The sequence below is a fragment of the Nocardia sp. NPDC060220 genome, assembly GCF_042727815.1.
Lineage (GTDB): Bacteria > Actinomycetota > Actinomycetes > Mycobacteriales > Mycobacteriaceae > Nocardia.
The window spans coordinates 1-14,762 of record NZ_JBHWZY010000061.1; the positions used below are offsets into that span (position 1 = coordinate 1).

General features: G+C 65.5%; 14 protein-coding genes. 9 read left to right on the forward strand and 5 right to left on the reverse strand.

Annotated elements, in window-relative coordinates:
• The 3 genes from ACFWF3_RS05115 to ACFWF3_RS05125 form a co-directional block, all read right to left on the reverse strand.
• Positions 1–948, reverse strand: a 948-nt coding sequence (locus ACFWF3_RS05115; protein ID WP_379312510.1) for a flavin-containing monooxygenase, incomplete at its 3' end; no start/stop codon positions are given.
• 249 nt (positions 949–1,197) lie between these two features.
• Positions 1,198–1,788, reverse strand: coding sequence for a TetR/AcrR family transcriptional regulator (locus tag ACFWF3_RS05120; protein ID WP_379312512.1), 591 nt, complete (start codon positions 1,786–1,788; stop codon positions 1,198–1,200).
• Positions 1,789–2,006: 218 nt separating this feature from the next.
• Positions 2,007–2,582 (reverse strand): TetR/AcrR family transcriptional regulator, encoded by a 576-nt coding sequence (locus ACFWF3_RS05125; RefSeq protein WP_379312513.1) that lies wholly within the window; start codon positions 2,580–2,582, stop codon positions 2,007–2,009.
• A gap of 104 nt (positions 2,583–2,686) precedes the next feature.
• Between ACFWF3_RS05125 and ACFWF3_RS05130 the strand changes: the two genes are divergently transcribed.
• The 6 genes from ACFWF3_RS05130 to ACFWF3_RS05155 all read left to right on the forward strand — a co-directional run bounded on the left by ACFWF3_RS05130 (position 2,687) and on the right by ACFWF3_RS05155 (position 10,390).
• Positions 2,687–5,164 carry a molybdopterin-dependent oxidoreductase gene (locus tag ACFWF3_RS05130; protein ID WP_379312514.1) on the forward strand — a complete coding sequence of 826 codons (2,478 nt, stop codon included), beginning with the start codon at positions 2,687–2,689 and terminating at the stop codon, positions 5,162–5,164.
• Positions 5,161–5,487, forward strand: a complete 327-nt coding sequence (gene fdxA / locus ACFWF3_RS05135; RefSeq protein ID WP_379312515.1) for a ferredoxin — start codon at positions 5,161–5,163, stop codon at positions 5,485–5,487. The genes ACFWF3_RS05130 and fdxA overlap by 4 nt, the downstream gene beginning before the upstream one ends.
• 362 nt (positions 5,488–5,849) lie before the next feature.
• Positions 5,850–6,572: a DAPG hydrolase family protein gene (locus tag ACFWF3_RS05140; protein ID WP_379312516.1), complete on the forward strand. Its 723-nt coding sequence runs from the start codon at positions 5,850–5,852 to the stop codon at positions 6,570–6,572.
• 255 nt (positions 6,573–6,827) lie between these two features.
• Complete coding sequence (locus ACFWF3_RS05145) at positions 6,828–7,895, forward strand: TIGR03857 family LLM class F420-dependent oxidoreductase (RefSeq protein WP_379312517.1); 1,068 nt, start codon at positions 6,828–6,830, stop codon at positions 7,893–7,895.
• A complete protein-coding gene (locus tag ACFWF3_RS05150; protein WP_379312518.1) occupies positions 7,892–8,977 on the forward strand; it encodes a phosphotransferase family protein in 1,086 nt (361 codons plus the stop codon). The genes ACFWF3_RS05145 and ACFWF3_RS05150 overlap by 4 nt, the downstream gene beginning before the upstream one ends.
• Positions 8,978–9,169: 192 nt before the next feature.
• Positions 9,170–10,390, forward strand: coding sequence for an amidohydrolase family protein (locus ACFWF3_RS05155; protein ID WP_379312519.1), 1,221 nt, complete (start codon positions 9,170–9,172; stop codon positions 10,388–10,390).
• A gap of 89 nt (positions 10,391–10,479) precedes the next feature.
• On the opposite strand, the gene ACFWF3_RS05160 is transcribed toward ACFWF3_RS05155, so the two are convergent.
• Together ACFWF3_RS05160 and ACFWF3_RS05165 are read right to left on the reverse strand one after the other, a co-directional pair.
• The gene (locus tag ACFWF3_RS05160; RefSeq protein ID WP_379312520.1) at positions 10,480–10,887 is read right to left on the reverse strand and encodes a pyridoxamine 5'-phosphate oxidase family protein; all 408 of its coding nucleotides are present in this window, start codon (positions 10,885–10,887) and stop codon (positions 10,480–10,482) included.
• An 87-nt stretch (positions 10,888–10,974) separates the two neighbouring features.
• Entirely contained in the window at positions 10,975–11,901 is a 927-nt protein-coding gene (locus tag ACFWF3_RS05165; protein ID WP_379312521.1) for a TIGR03619 family F420-dependent LLM class oxidoreductase, read from the reverse strand.
• Between the two features lie 255 nt (positions 11,902–12,156).
• Here ACFWF3_RS05165 and ACFWF3_RS05170 point away from each other — a divergent pair, with 255 nt between their 5' ends.
• From ACFWF3_RS05170 to ACFWF3_RS05180, 3 genes are all read left to right on the forward strand, one after another.
• A complete protein-coding gene (locus ACFWF3_RS05170) occupies positions 12,157–13,353 on the forward strand; it encodes a CaiB/BaiF CoA transferase family protein (protein ID WP_379312524.1) in 1,197 nt (398 codons plus the stop codon).
• 4 nt (positions 13,354–13,357) lie between these two features.
• Positions 13,358–14,161, forward strand: coding sequence for an enoyl-CoA hydratase/isomerase family protein (locus ACFWF3_RS05175; RefSeq protein WP_379312522.1), 804 nt, complete (start codon positions 13,358–13,360; stop codon positions 14,159–14,161).
• On the forward strand, positions 14,158–14,762 hold a 605-nt coding region (locus ACFWF3_RS05180; protein ID WP_379312523.1), incomplete at its 3' end, for a TetR/AcrR family transcriptional regulator. The genes ACFWF3_RS05175 and ACFWF3_RS05180, both read left to right, overlap by 4 nt.

Genomic DNA, 14,762 nt, shown 5'->3' on the forward strand with positions numbered 1-14,762 from the left:
GCGCAGGAACGGAAAGGTTGTCCTGAAACCGGTGGCCCAGACGATGGTGTCGTACTCCCCGCTGGTGCCGTCGACGAAATGCACTGTGTGCCCGTCCAAGCGCGCGATCTCGGGACGGACCGCGATCCGGCCGTGCTTGAGGAAATACGGCAGTTGCTGGTTGACCACCAGATCCTGGTCGAAGATGCGGTGCTTCGGCTTCTCCAGCCCGAACTGGTGAAAGCTACCCATCCCCACTGCGACGATCGACCGGAAGACGGCCTCCTGCAGCAGTTTCGGCACCGGAACCGAGCCGATGTCGAACTTGCTGCTCGGCACGCCGAGCACATATTTCGGGATGAACCAGTAGCTGCGGCGAAGAGAGATCTCCGACGTACCGAAATTCAGTGCGGCTTCCACCGCCAGATCGCATCCGGAGTTACCGGCGCCGACGACCAGGACCCGCGTGCCGTCGAGGTCGGCGGGGCGCTTGTAGTTCTTGGAGTGGATCTGCTTGCCGGTGAATTCGCCGGGATACGTCGGAATGTTGGTGTCCCAGTAGTGCCCGTTGGCGACGACGACGCCGGTGTACTCGCGTGCCTCACCGCTCGCGAATTCGACTCGCCAGCCCGCCGTACCGGTGTCATCGAGCGGCGCGACGTCGGTGACCTGAGAGTCGAACTCGATGCGCCGATCGAGCCCGAATGCGGCAGCGAAGGAATGCAGATAGTCGCGCATCTGCCCGGCACTGGGGAAATCCGGATAGTCATCCGGCATCGGATAGTCGGGGTACTCGGTGACCGCTTTGGCGCTGATCAGGTGGGTGGAGTCGTACACCCCGTGCGACCAGTTGCCACCGATCGCGGCGGTCGCCTCGATGTGGTCGTAGTCGAGACCGAGGTCGGTATAGGCCTTGGCCACGGCCAGACCGGTGTATCCCGCTCCGATGATGCAGTACCGGCGCGTCATGGCGACCTCCCATCAAAAGCTACAGTCTTTGTAGCTACATTGAGTGTAGTATTTGATACCTGGCGGTGCCCTGTCAAGCACGAGTCGGTTTTCGGGCCTCACGCGGGGCGTACACCGGGAAGTCGATGAACACGACGGCAAGGCATGCCGAGGTCGCCGCTCGATAACGCTGATCTTCGGCCGGTAAACAGCAGCGCCTAGAGAAGGCGGCGAAACATCGACGGCCGCGATGGTGTCGACCCGGCTCGATCAGGCAGAGGTATGAAACGCAGGCAGAGCGGGAATGAGCTGTGCGGCGTAGTCACGAATACGCTGCGGCGGGAACGCATCGGGTTCCGCCAGAACGAGTCGGCCCGCTTCCCAGAACAGCGCGTACACGAGACGGGCAGTGAGTTCGACATCGACCGAGACAAGCTGTCCGGACGGCGCCGCCGCGCGCACATACGCGGTCAGCGCCTCGGTGAACGCTCGGCGTCCGCGTTCGAGACGGCGGCGGAAGGCGGGAGTGCTGGAGTCGGCGAGCTGGAACGCCGCCCGCCATCTATCGGGCGCGGCCTGCACCGCGTCGAGGAAATGCTCGAGGCTGTCCGCCATTGCCTGGATCGGATCGGTCGTCATCATCGGGACTACGGTGGCCATCTGCACTACCGCCGCGGCCTCCTCCCGGTCGAGGCAGGCCAGCAGCAGCTGGTCGGAGTCGTCGAAATGGCCGTAGACGACCGGGCGACTCACACCGGCCTCCTTCGCGACAGTGTCGATGGACACCTTGTGCACGCCCTGCCCGACAATGACCCGCAAAACCGCGTCCAACAGTTGCTCCCGGCGCTGCTCAGGAGCCATTCGCGGGGCATATGCTGCCCTGCCCTGCCGTTCGGCCACGATCGCGTACCACCCTCTCCGCGCCGAGTGAGTCCAGCGACAGCGCAGAGGAAAATTCTACACACGCTGTAGCTGCACTAGATGCAGCAATAGGAATTCGCTCCCACGACCCCAGAGCACCGGCTCACTGCGGAGCCCGGAACACGAGCGACCATCGCGACGCCGGGCACCGAGGCACCTCAGCCGGCGACCACCGAGGTGAGCAGCCCCTCGAGTTCTTCTATGACATCGTCGAGCGCCGTCGTGGATCGATTGACCCGGCACAGGATCACCGCGCCTTCGATGGCGGCGATCGCCATGGTGGCCAGCCGAACGGCGCGCTCGGATTCGACACCGTCGGCTTCGAGCGCGGTGACGAGGGCGGCTTGCCACCGTTGGATGATGCCCGCGACCGCCGGTTGCAGGTGCCGGTCATCGGGCGAGCTGCCGACTGCTACCGAGACGACGGGGCAGCCTGCCTCGAAGTCGGACTGCGCGAGCAGGGTGTTCCAGAACTGCCCGAATCGCCGCAACGCCGCGACCGATCCCTGCTCCACCGCCTTGTCGATGATGGTGCCGATGGCGTCACCGGCCAGCGCGAGCGACTCGGTCATGATCTGGGCGCGTCCACCGCGGAAGTGGTGGTAGACCGATCCGCGCGGTGCCTCACTGCGCGCCAGCACGGCGTCGATGGTCACCCCGGCCGAGCCACGTTCGCGAAGGAGCTCGACAGCGCTGTAGAGCATCTTCTGCCGGGTGTCGGTGCGGGCTCCCATGTCGTCGCGCTCCTTACGGGATTCGGGTCAACTCAGCAATACTATGCTACTTGGCATAACATTATGCTATGTTGCCTAGCATATTTTCGTCGAAGGGGTGTGACATGGCCGAACCGAAGGCGACCGCGTGTGTGCTGTGCGAGTGCAACTGCGGGATCACCGTCGAGGTGGCGGGTCGCCGCTTGGCGAAGATCCGCGGCGACAAGGCGCATCCGGCATCGGAGGGCTACACCTGCGAGAAGGCGATGCGCCTGGACCTGTACCAGAACGGCGCCCACCGCCTCACCACCCCACTGAAACGCCGGCCCGACGGCACCTACCAGGAGATCGACTGGAACACAGCGATCGATGAGATCGCCGCGAAACTCTCCGCCATCACCGACGAACACGGCGGGGACAAGATCTTCTTCTACGGCGGTGGCGGCCAAGGTAACCACCTCGGGGCCGCCAACGCGGCCGGGCTGCGCGGGGCACTGGGCTCGATCTATCACTCCAATGCGCTGGCACAGGAGAAGACCGGGGAGATCTGGGTCGACGGCCGCCTGTACGGCGGTCACACCAAAGGCGATTTCGAACACGCCGAAGTACTGGTGTTCGTCGGCAAGAACCCCTGGCAATCACACAGCTTTCCGCGGGCCAGACCGGTACTCAAGCAGGTAGCCGCCGACCCGACCCGTTCGATGATCGTGATCGATCCGCGCGTCAGTGAAACCGCGGCGATGGCCGAGCACCACTTGCGGGTGTTGCCGGGGCGCGACGCCTGGCTGATGGCCGCACTGGTCGCGGTGATCGTGCAGGAAGACCTGGTCGACGCCGACTTCATCGCCGCGCACACCACCGGCTACGACGAGGTCCAGGCGGCGTTCCAGGCCTGCGACATCACGGATTTCGCGACGATCTGCGGCGTCGGCGAGGGCGAGATCAGGGGGGCAGCGCGCCGGATCGCGGCCGCGTCGAGCGTGTGCGTCTACGAGGACCTCGGCATCCAGCAGGCGCCCAACAGCACCCTGGTGTCCTACCTGAACAAACTCCTGTGGATCGTCACCGGCAACTTCGGCAGACCCGGCACCATGTACCTGCACTCCTCCTTCGCGATGCTGACCGGCGGTTCCGGGTCCGGATCACCGCGCAAGAAGCCGAGCGCACTGGCCCGCGCGCAGAAGCGGTTGACGGCGCGGACCGTCACCGCGGCGGCCACGGCGATCAGCGCGACGTTGCCCGCCCTCGCCCGGGTGACTCCGCTGCGCGCGCGGGTGGAGGCCGGGGCCTCGGCCCTGCTCGGCGCGATGGTTCCCCTGGCGGGCGGGATGCTCGCCAGCGGCGGTAGTGGCGGCGGCGGCCGGACCTCACCGGTCACCGGCGCCAAGATCATCGGCGGCCTGATCCCCTGCAATTCGATAGCCGACGAGATCCTCACCGACCACCCGAATCGCTTCCGCGCGATGTGGATCGACTCGTCCAACCCGGCGCATTCCCTCGCCGATTCGCCCCGCTTCCGGGCCGCGATGCGCACACTGGACTTGTCGGTCGTGATCGATGTGGCGTTCACCGAAACCGCGCGTGAGGCCGACTATGTGCTGCCCGCCGCCAGCCAGTACGAGAAGCCCGAAGCGACGTTCTTCAACTTCGAATTCCCGCGCAATGTCGTTCACCTCCGCAAACCGCTCATGGAGCCGCTCGACGGCACGCTGCCCGAACCCGAGATCTACGCGCGGGTACTTCGACGCATGCGGGTCCTCGACACCGACACCGTCGCCCGGCTCCGACGCGCCGCGCAGACCGGCCGTGACACCTTCGGCGCGACCTTCCTGGCCACCGTCGCCGCTGATCCCGCCCTCGGAAAGATCGCTCCGTACTTGTTGTACGAAACGCTCGGCACCACGATGGCGCCACAGATGAGGGGCGCCGCGGTGCTGTGGGGCATCAGTCAGATATGTGCGATGTCGAACCCGAAAGCCGTTGCCCGAGCGGGCTTCACCGGCACCGGCCTGACGCCGGGCAACCGGCTGTTCGACGCGATCATCGAATCCCCGACCGGCGTGGTCTTCACCGACGACACCTGGGATGACGTCTGGCACTACGTCAAGCGCAAGGACCGCCGCTTCACCATCGACATCGACAATCTGCTCGACCAGGTCCGCCGGCTGCCCACCGCGCGCACGGCGTGGACGACCCCGGAGTTCCCGCTGGTCCTGGCCGCCGGTGAGCGGCGCTCGTTCACCGCCAACACGATCTTCCGCAACCCCGACTGGCGTCGCCGTGACCGCGACGGCCACCTCCGGATCAGCGCCGAGGATGCCACCGCCTTGCGGCTGACCGACGGCGCCCCGGCACGACTGGTCACCGCGAATGGATCCGCCACCGTGATCGTCGAGGTCAGCGACATGATGCGGGCAGGAAACATCGCCCTGCCCAACGGTTTCGGCCTCGACTACCCCACCGGCGACGGAACAACGACCAGTGCCGGGGTCTCCCCCAACGAACTGACCGGCCTCGAACTCAAAGACGCCTTCGCAGGCACCCCATGGCACAAACACGTCCCGGCCCGGCTCGAAGCACTCGAAGAAATCCCGACCGCATGACCTACGTGATCGCCGAACCCTGCGTCGACATCAAAGACAGAGCCTGCATCGAGGAATGCCCGGTGGACTGCATCTACGAGGGCGACCGGATGCTCTACATCCAGCCCGACGAATGCGTCGACTGCGGTGCCTGCGAACCGGTCTGCCCGGTCGAGGCGATCTTCTTCGAGGACGACGTCCCCGACCAGTGGACGGGCTACACGCAGACGAACGTGGACTTCTTCGACACGATCGGTTCCCCCGGTGGCGCCGCCAAATTCGGGAAATACGACGGAGATACCCCGTTCGTGGCCGGTTTGGCGCCCAACACCGTCGACGGCTGAACTCCGGTGACACTGCCACTCAGTGCACGCGTCGCGCCTCGATGAATGTCGACGGGACCTATTGGTGTGCGAGCCGGTCTGTTAGTTCCCACAGAACGCGGCCTGCTCACGCCGTTCCGCGGTCCGCGCCGGGCGGCTTTCGATAGCGTCGACACATGTGGAGACACAGGCGGTGGACTCGACGGCAGACTCTGTCCATGGGAGCCCTGCTGGTCGGTGGAGCGTTCTCGGGCGCGGGGGCCTCGGCCGTGTCACATGCCGAAGAAGACCCCGGCGTCCGATACCAGGGGTACTCCGCCGACGATCGGGCGAAGCCCTATGCGCGGTTCATGGCCGCACGAACCGCACCCGCACCGGCATCAGTGCTCACCACCTACGACGGTCCGCCGGTGCCGCCGAATACCATTCCGGATTTTTCGGCACTTTCGCACGATCTCGCCGCCCATGGCTACTCTCCGGTCGAGACCGGATACGGACAGACCGCGAGCGGGATGGTGTGGGCGGCAGTACGCACCGATATGCCGAATGTCTCTGCGGCGATGTGGGATTGGTGGTTCGGCTGGCATTCGGCGGAATCGGCGAGATACAAGCTGTGGCATCCTGACGCACACCTCTATGCCGGAATCAGCGTGGACAAGACCGGCCACGCGGTGCCGGATCGCGCGAAGTACGTCGGCAATATCTCCTATGTCGATGAGTACGTCGGCCCGAAACTACAACAGCTGGCTATCGCTTTTCTCGATCCACAGGACCACGGATTCGATGTACCCGCTGGACACACAGTGATTTTCGGACGGGTAGGCAGCAGCGTGGCGCCTGTCGATCTGGGGTGGCTCGCGCATCAGGTTCGGCCCGTTCCCGGCGGATGCGAAATGCGCAGCCGCTTCTATCTCAACCACTACCGGCTCCACAGCCCCGACCTCGTCCGAGCCGCACAAGCCATCAGCAGGGGCGCCTCGGTCGATGCAGCGGATCTCGTCCTCGGCACCGATCTCGCCCGCGATCTCCTGCTGCACTGCGGGCAGGAGATGCACCACCTGGCCCAATTCCTGCCCGATCTCTACAGGGAATTCGCGAACACGTAGGGAGCGGTGCTGGTCAGCCTCACCCGCTGCGCGTCGCCACGGACAGATCGATCAGTGATTCCGGCCTACTACCGTTCACTGAACCGATAGCATTACCGTTGCCCCATTGGTAGCCTCTTCGAGAGGCTCCCCCAGTCCTCACCGCGCTGCACGTGTGAGCGTCGACCAGTTCCCAGCCGAGCTGCGCCGAGGCCACGACCACTCCGGACCTGAGGATTGCGCCGTCTCCTTCGCGATTCCAGATCGAGGTACACCATGACCGTGGACCAGCGCTCACTCGAAGAGTTGGGTTACTACCTGTTGGCGGGCTCGGGCGGGGGCGGTCCGGCACGCCTGATCGAAGATGCGCGCAGGGGTGAGGAACTCGGGCTCGGCACAGCGTTCATCTCCGAACGCTGGAACGTCAAAGAGGCCGCGTCGCTCACCGGCGCGGCCTGCGCGGTGACAGAGCGAACCAGGGTGGCCACTGCCGCGACCAACCACAACACGCGCCACCCTTTGGTCACCGCGTCGTGGGCCACGACCATGCACAGGCTCTCCGGGGGCCGGTTCACTCTCGGTATCGGGCGGGGCGTCGCGGCAATGTACTCCGCGTTCGGCATCCCAGCGGTGACCACCGCTCAGATGGAGGATTGGGCCCACGTCATGCGACGGCTGTGGCGGGGAGAGGCGATCATCGGCCACGACGGCCCACTGGGCGCCTACCCCGTACTCTTTCTCGACCAGAGCTTCGATGAGGACATTCCACTCGCACTGGTCGCGTTCGGTCCGAACACCTTGGCGCTCGGCGGACGGGTCTTCGACGATGTCATCCTGCACACCTACTTCTCACCGGAGACTCTGCGACGGTGCGTGCGGACGGTCGAGCTCGCTGCCGAGAAGGCCGATCGCGATCCCGATTCGGTGCGGGTCTGGTCATGCCTGGCAACCGTGGGCGACCATCTGCCAGAAGAGCTTCGCTTGAAGAAGACCGTGGCCCGGCTGGCGACATATCTGCAGGGATACGGGGACCTGATGGTGCGCACGAACGGCTGGGATCCGGGCGCGCTGCGGCGGTTCCGCGAAGACCGGGTCGTCACCTCGATCGCCGGTCCGATCGACGGGGTCGCGACCGCCGACCAGATCGAGCACATCGCGGCGATACTGCCCTCGGAGTGGCTGGCATCGGCGGCCACCGGCACGCCGAGGCAATGCGCCGACCGAATACGCGAGGAATTCGGTAACGGCGCCGACCGCGTGATCCTGCACGGCGCGACTCCCGAAGAACTCGCGCCTGTCGTCGCCGCGTACCGAGACAGCGACACAGTGAGGGCCTCGAAATGAGTGCGACCGTACCGATTCCGCGCCGCGCCGCCGACATCACCAGCCACTGGCTGCAGGCGGTGCTCGGACCGGAGGCAGACGTCGTCGAGGGTGTCGAGATCTGCCCGATCGGCACCGGCCAGACCGGGGCGACGTTCCGAATCACGCCACGCTATGCACACAGCGAGCACGAATTCCCGTCGACCTTCGTCATCAAACTGCCCGCCGACGACGACGGCGTGCGGGCGGGCGTCACGCTCGGCTATCTCAGCGAGATCACCTTCTACAGACAAGCCGCTACGCAGACGAGCGTGCCGACGCCACGCTGCTTCTACAGCGACATCACCGAGGACGGGACCGAATTCGCCCTGCTCCTCGCCGACCTGTCCCCCGCCGTCCCCGGCGACCAGATCGCGGGCTGCGGGACCGATGCGGCGTACCAGGCCGTGTCCGCGCTGGCCGGTCTACACGGGCCGAGTTGGCGCGATCCACGCTGGCTGGACCTCGCCGTAGCGATGCCCAAACCGGGTGACACCGCAGCGGCAGGCGGCCTCGGCGAAGTGGCGCGGATGGCCGCCGACATCACGCTCGACAAGCTCGGCGCGCGCATGGATCATCGCGACCGTGAAACCTTCTCCGAGGCCCTGGGTCTGGTGACACCCTGGCTGCAGGCCGGCTCCGACACCGGCCGATTCGCGTTGCTGCACGGAGACTATCGACTCGACAACCTCATGTTCGATACCGCGACGAGCCACGTCAGCGTGGTCGACTGGCAAACGCTCGGCGTCGGGTTGCCCGCGCGCGATCTCGCCTACTTCACCGCGACCGGTCTGGACCCCGACGCGCGATCGGCGTGCGAGAACAGCCTCGTCGACGTGTACCACCGGAGACTGCTCGAGTACGGCGTCACCGGATATACCCGCGAAACATGCTGGCAGGATTATCGATTCGGAATGGTGCAGGCTCCGCTGATCATCGCCCTCGGCGCCGCCTTCGCGACACCGACAGCGCGCGGCGAAGAGGTCTTCCTCGTCATGCTGGAGCGCAGCTGCCGGGCGATTCGCGACCTGGGGACACTCGCATTGATCAGCGCTGCCGACTGACACGCGTCGACCGCGAACCGCTACGAAGCCGGACTTGCGCGAGGCGCTACTGAAAGAGGTACAGTAAGTCAAACGTTAGTGCCGACGATGGTCTCCCTGGAGGTCTTCACGGCGCGGTCCGTGCCGGATGCCGATCGCCCGGTTTCGACAACGGAGCGCCCGGCGAGACCACCGGTTGCGAAAGGACGAAGAATGACGAAGCTGGACTATCTGGCGGTCGATGTCGACAACCACTACTACGAACCACTGGACGCGTTCACCCGCCATCTGCCCAAAGAGTTCAAGCAGCGCGGGGTGCAGATGGTCAACGATGGAAAGCGCACGCTGGCGATAATGGGCGGAAAGGTCAACCAATTCGTCCCCAACCCGACGTTCGACCCGATCATCGAGCCCGGGTGCCTCGATCTGCTGTTTCGCGGTGAGATTCCCGAGGGCGTCTCTCCGGCCTCGTTGATGAAGGTAGACCGCCTGTCCGAGCACCCCGAGTACCAGAACCGCGACGCTCGCGTGACGGTCCTGGATCGGCAGAACCTCGAAACTGTCTTCATGCTGCCGACCTTCGCCTGCGGGGTAGAGGAAGCGCTCAAGCACGACATTCCCGCGACGATCGCCTCGGTCCACGCTTTCAACCTGTGGCTCGACGAGGACTGGGGATTCGGCCGTCCCGACCACCGCATCATCTCGGCGCCGATCATCTCCCTCGCCGATCCGGCGGCGGCGGTCGAGGAGGTCGAGTTCGCGCTGAGCCGCGGCGCCAAGATGGTGCTCGTGCGCCCGGCACCGGTACCCGGTGTGACACGCCCGCGATCCCTCGGTGACCCTCTGCACGACCCGGTGTGGGCCCGCCTGGCCGAAGCCGGCGTACCAGTCGGCTTCCACCTGTCCGACAGCGGATATCTCGCCATCAACGCGCTGTGGGGCGGCACGGCGACGTTCGAGGGATTCGGCAAGAAGGATCCGCTCGATCAGATCCTGCTCGACGATCGCGCGATCCACGACACGATCGCCTCGATGATCGTGCACCAGGTGTTCACCCGCCACCCGAAGCTCAGAGTGGTGAGCATCGAGAACGGCTCGTACTTCGTCTACCGGTTGATCAAGCGCTTGAAGAAGGCCGCGAACACTGCTCCTCACCACTTCACCGAGGATCCGGTGGAGCAGCTGAAGAACAATGTCTGGATCGCGCCCTACTACGAAGACGACGTCAAACTGCTCGCCGCGACGATCGGCGTGGACAAGGTCTTGTTCGGCTCCGATTGGCCACACGGCGAGGGGCTCGCCGATCCGACGACCTTCACCGCGGACATTCCGCAGTTTCCGGAATTCTCGTATGAGGACACCCGGAAAGTGATGCGCGACAACGCTCTCGATCTGATCGGCTCGAATGTCGCCCAGGAGTCACCCAACCGATAGCGCGAAATATGCGGCTCCCCGTCGGTGACGGGGAGCCGCATTGCGTATTCGGGATGTTGCACGGTTCGGGTAGGACTATCGGCGAGCAGTCACTTCACGGTAAACCTGGTTACGTCGAGAATCAGCACGACGCGATCGTAGACATCATCGGGCGGCCCGGCGTCGACGTCACCGTACAACTCGCTCAGCTCACGATAGAAGACCCCCTCATCGTCTCCCAAGACCGTGACCAGCCATCCCTGTGTCTCCAGCGACCTGGTCGGCACATCGGGGTCGGTGATGAGAAACGAGTAGTTCGGGTTCGCCTGCAAGCTGGTGAACTTGCGTCGCGGGATCGTATGGCTCATCCGCAGGTGCGCACCGTCCCAGGTGAAGCGCATGGGCGACAGGTCAGGCGAACCCTGCGGGGTCACGGTTCCGAGAACACCGACGATCGGTCGCTGAAGCAGGTCTTCGTATTCCGTAGGCACCCTTGAGGTCATGAGAGTCTCCACCATCGATTCGCAGTGAGATACACGATTCCGCACCGGCGCGCTGGTTGTCGCCGCGGCAGAATCCGAATACCGATATAGTTACTGTATACATTACAGTATGCCGCTTCGCCCTGCGATGACCTCGGCCCCGAATCTCTTCACGAACTGCGTAGCGGCCGCCGGGCTCGAACCGTCGACGTGCACAACAGCCCAGGTGGCACCACGCTTTTCGAGGTCGTCCAGATAGCCCGACGCCGCCAGGACCGTATCGGTATCGCCGAGGTCCAGGTGTGGACATACGACCTGGATGTCGACCGCGTCGGCCTCTCGGCCCGCTGCCGCCAGACCATGGCGCAGCTCGGCCACCGCGGCACCGAACGCCTCGGCGCTCTCGATAGCGGTCGTTCGCATAGCAGCGGCCATGCCGGCATCGGCGATGATCGGCATCCATCCGCTGCCGTGCCGGACGACGCGGCGCCGAGCGGCCCTGCCGTTACCGCCGATCCACAGCGGCGGGTGCGGGCGCTGCGCCGGAGACTGCAACCACAGCGGCCCCGGCGCACCGAAACCCACTCCCGCGACCGGCGTTTCAGGGTCGGCCCAAATGCGCCGCAGCGCATCCAGCGCTTCGTCCAGCAGCTCGCCGCGCCGGTCATGATCGACGCCGACAGCAGCGAACTCGGCCCGCAGGTATCCGGCTCCGACGCCGGCGATCAGGCGACCACCCGAGACGATGTCCAGACTGCCCAGCGCTTTCGCGGCGAGGTAGGGGTTACGGAACGGCAGTACATACAGATTTGTGAGCAATCGAATACGCGTGGTGAACCCCGCCATATAGCTCAGTGCCGCGATCGGGTCGAGAGTGTTGTGACCCCCGTTGTGCCGCCACTTCAACGACGGCGCCGGGTGTTCACTGAGCGCCACCGCGGCAAAACCGGACTCCTCGGCCTGGCTCACCACGTCACGAATGACCGCGGGGTCCAAGAATGCGTCGGATGCCGTCGGCAGCTCGGCGGGATACTCGAGAACGTACTTCATTACGCGAATTCCTTTGTCCAGATCACCGCGCACGTCGTTTGCGCACGACAGCGTGCCACTGGCCGACGAACCACGTCGAGCGCAACAGTGGCCAACTCGGTCCTTCTTACTGTATAGCTTACAGTACAATGGTGCGCCAGAGTGGCGTGGTGACGAGCGATGAGGTGAGCTGTGCACATCCCTGTTCAGGACGAGTCGGAAGGTCCGCTTGCCGGGATCACGGTCGTCACGCTCGAACAAGCGGTGTCGGCACCGATGTGCACGCGCACACTGGCCGATCTGGGTGCCCGGGTGATCAAGATCGAGAACCCCCGCGGCGGCGATTTCGCGCGACATTACGACGACGTGGTCCACGGGCTCGCCGCGCACTTCGTCTGGGCCAACCGCGGCAAGGAGTCGATCACCCTCGACCTCAAGAATCCGGACGGGATGACGGTCCTGCACCGACTGCTCGACACGGCGGATGTCTTCGTCGCCAACCTGGCACCGGGGGCGACTGCGGCACTGGGTATCTCACCGGTCGAACTCAGGCAGCGACACCCGGACCTGGTGGTGATGGAGATCGACGGATACGGCGCGGGGGGACCGCTGTCACACAAACGCGCCTACGACCTGTTGATCCAGGCAGAGTCCGGAGTCTGCGCCGTCACCGGCTCGCCAGGGGCACCGGCCAAGCCGGGCCCGCCCATCGCGGATGTGAGCTCGGGTCTGTATGCCGCGCTGACGATCCTGGCGATGATCTGCGCCAGACGATCACCCGGTGCGCGCACCGGCGGCACCGCCGAGCCTGCCCCGTTCACCCACGCATCGGTGAGCTTGTTCGATACCGCCGCCGAATTGATGGGCTACCAGCTCACCTACACCCGCCATACCGGTGTCGATCAGCAACCGCTCGGGATGAGTTCCCCCGCTGTCGCACCGTACGGCGCCTACCGAACCTCGGACGGCGAGACCGTGGTTCTCGGCACCACCAACGACCGTGAATGGCAGCGCCTCGCCCGGGATCTGCTCGATCGGCCCGACCTCGCCGACGACCAGCGCTACGCGGGCAACCTCGACCGGGTCCGACTCCGGACCGAACTGGACAACGAGATCGCCCAGTGGTGTGCGCGCCATGACGCAGCCACCGTCCAAGCTCGGGCCGATGCGGCAGGCATCGGGAACTCTCGTTTCAGAACGCCGCGCGAGGTCATCGCGCACCCGCATCTCGCGGCGCGCGACCGATGGCAAGAGATCAGCACTCCCGCGGGTTCGGTGACCGCCCTGTTGCCGCCTCCGGTCATCGCGGGCTTCGCCCCGCCGATGGGTGCGGTACCCGGTCTCGGCGAGCACACCGAGACAGTCTTGGCAGCAGCAGGATTCACACCTTCGGACATCGCGGAACTCCGTGATCGCGGTGCGATCGGCACTACCACTCCCGCCCCGTCCGCAGTGACGGCGACGAAAGGATGACCCTGTGACAGACGAGCCCGTACTGCTCATCGGCAACGCCGGCGGCGTGCGCACGCTGACGCTCAACCGCCCACGTCGCAAGAACGCGATCAGCACCCCGCTGTGGCACGCGCTGCGGGCGGCACTGCGTGACATCACGAGCGACCCCACGGTGCGGGCCGTTGTGCTCACCGGTGCGGGCGAATCGTTCTCCGCGGGAGCCGATCTCGCCGCCACCGAGGGAATGGACGAGTTTCCGGATCCGGCTCGCGAATTGCGCACCATCAACGAGACCGTGCAGTTGCTGCACGAGCTGCGGGTGCCGACAGTGGCCAAGGTGCGTGGCGTTGCGGTCGGCGCGGGATGGAACCTCGCGCTGGCCTGCGATCTCGTTGTCGCGACCCCGCAGGCACGGTTCTGTCAGATCTTCGCCCGCCGTGCGCTGTCGGTGGATTGCGGTGGCTCGTGGTTGCTTCCCCGGCTCGTCGGTTTGCAACAGGCCAAGCGCCTGACCCTGCTGACCGAGATGATCACCGGCGAGCATGCCGAGGGGCTCGGACTCGTCACCTGGCTGCGGCCTGCCGAGACGATCGATGAGTTCGTCGACGAGATAGCGGGCAAACTGGCGGCGGGTCCGCCCGTTGCGTTGCGGCAGACCAAGAATCTGCTCAATGCCGGATCCGATCGAACGTTGTCCGAGGCGCTGGACGCCGAGGCGAAGGCCGCGGGCGTCAACCTCACCGGGGCCGACGTGATCGAGGCCTTCGCCGCCTTCGCCGAAAAGCGTGAACCGGTGTACGCCGCCGCCGATCAGCAAGTCGCGCTATGACCGGTCGAAAACTCGGGCAGCCGCGTCGCCGACGCGAACGAGGATCGCTCAATCCCGCGGACATCATCGACGGCGCATTCGAACTCGCCGAACAGGTCTCGGTCGACGGGCTCAGCATGCCGCTACTCGGCAAACATCTCGATGTCGGCGTCACAAGCATCTACTGGTATTTCCGCAAGAAGGACGACCTGCTCAACGCCATGACCGATCGCGCGCTGCGCCAGTTCATCTACGCGGCGCCCTACCCTGCCGTCGACGCGCACGACTGGCGCGAGTCGCTGTCGCGCCACGCGCGCACCATGCGCCGCGCGTTCTTGAACAATCCGATCCTGTGCGACCTCGTGCTGATCCGTTCGGCGCTGAGTCAGCACGCGGCGAGGTTGGGCGCCGAGCAGGTGGAGCGCACGGTCGCGAGCCTGGTGAAGGCCGGACTCTCGGTCGACGAGGCCTTCACCGTCTACTCAGCGGTCAACCTGCATGTGCAGGGCTCGGTCGTCCTGCAACGACTGTCGCGCCACGCGCGCACCATGCGCCGCGCGTTCTTGAACAATCCGATCCTGTGCGACCTCGTGCTGATCCGTTCGGCGCTGAGTCAGCACGC

Excerpts from the sequence above, each read along its gene's own strand:
- ACFWF3_RS05170 (WP_379312524.1), top strand. The coding sequence starts at position 12,157 with ATGTGCACGCGCACACTGGCCGATCTGGGTGCCCGGGTGATCAAGATC.
- ACFWF3_RS05125 (WP_379312513.1), bottom strand. The coding sequence starts at position 2,582 with ATGGGAGCCCGCACCGACACCCGGCAGAAGATGCTCTACAGCGCTGTC.
- fdxA (WP_379312515.1), top strand. The coding sequence starts at position 5,161 with ATGACCTACGTGATCGCCGAACCCTGCGTCGACATCAAAGACAGAGCC.
- ACFWF3_RS05155 (WP_379312519.1), top strand. The coding sequence starts at position 9,170 with ATGACGAAGCTGGACTATCTGGCGGTCGATGTCGACAACCACTACTAC.
- ACFWF3_RS05150 (WP_379312518.1), top strand. The coding sequence starts at position 7,892 with ATGAGTGCGACCGTACCGATTCCGCGCCGCGCCGCCGACATCACCAGC.
- ACFWF3_RS05130 (WP_379312514.1), top strand. The coding sequence starts at position 2,687 with ATGGCCGAACCGAAGGCGACCGCGTGTGTGCTGTGCGAGTGCAACTGC.
- ACFWF3_RS05145 (WP_379312517.1), top strand. The coding sequence starts at position 6,828 with ATGACCGTGGACCAGCGCTCACTCGAAGAGTTGGGTTACTACCTGTTG.
- ACFWF3_RS05160 (WP_379312520.1), bottom strand. The coding sequence starts at position 10,887 with ATGGTGGAGACTCTCATGACCTCAAGGGTGCCTACGGAATACGAAGAC.
- ACFWF3_RS05120 (WP_379312512.1), bottom strand. The coding sequence starts at position 1,788 with ATGGCTCCTGAGCAGCGCCGGGAGCAACTGTTGGACGCGGTTTTGCGG.
- ACFWF3_RS05165 (WP_379312521.1), bottom strand. The coding sequence starts at position 11,901 with ATGAAGTACGTTCTCGAGTATCCCGCCGAGCTGCCGACGGCATCCGAC.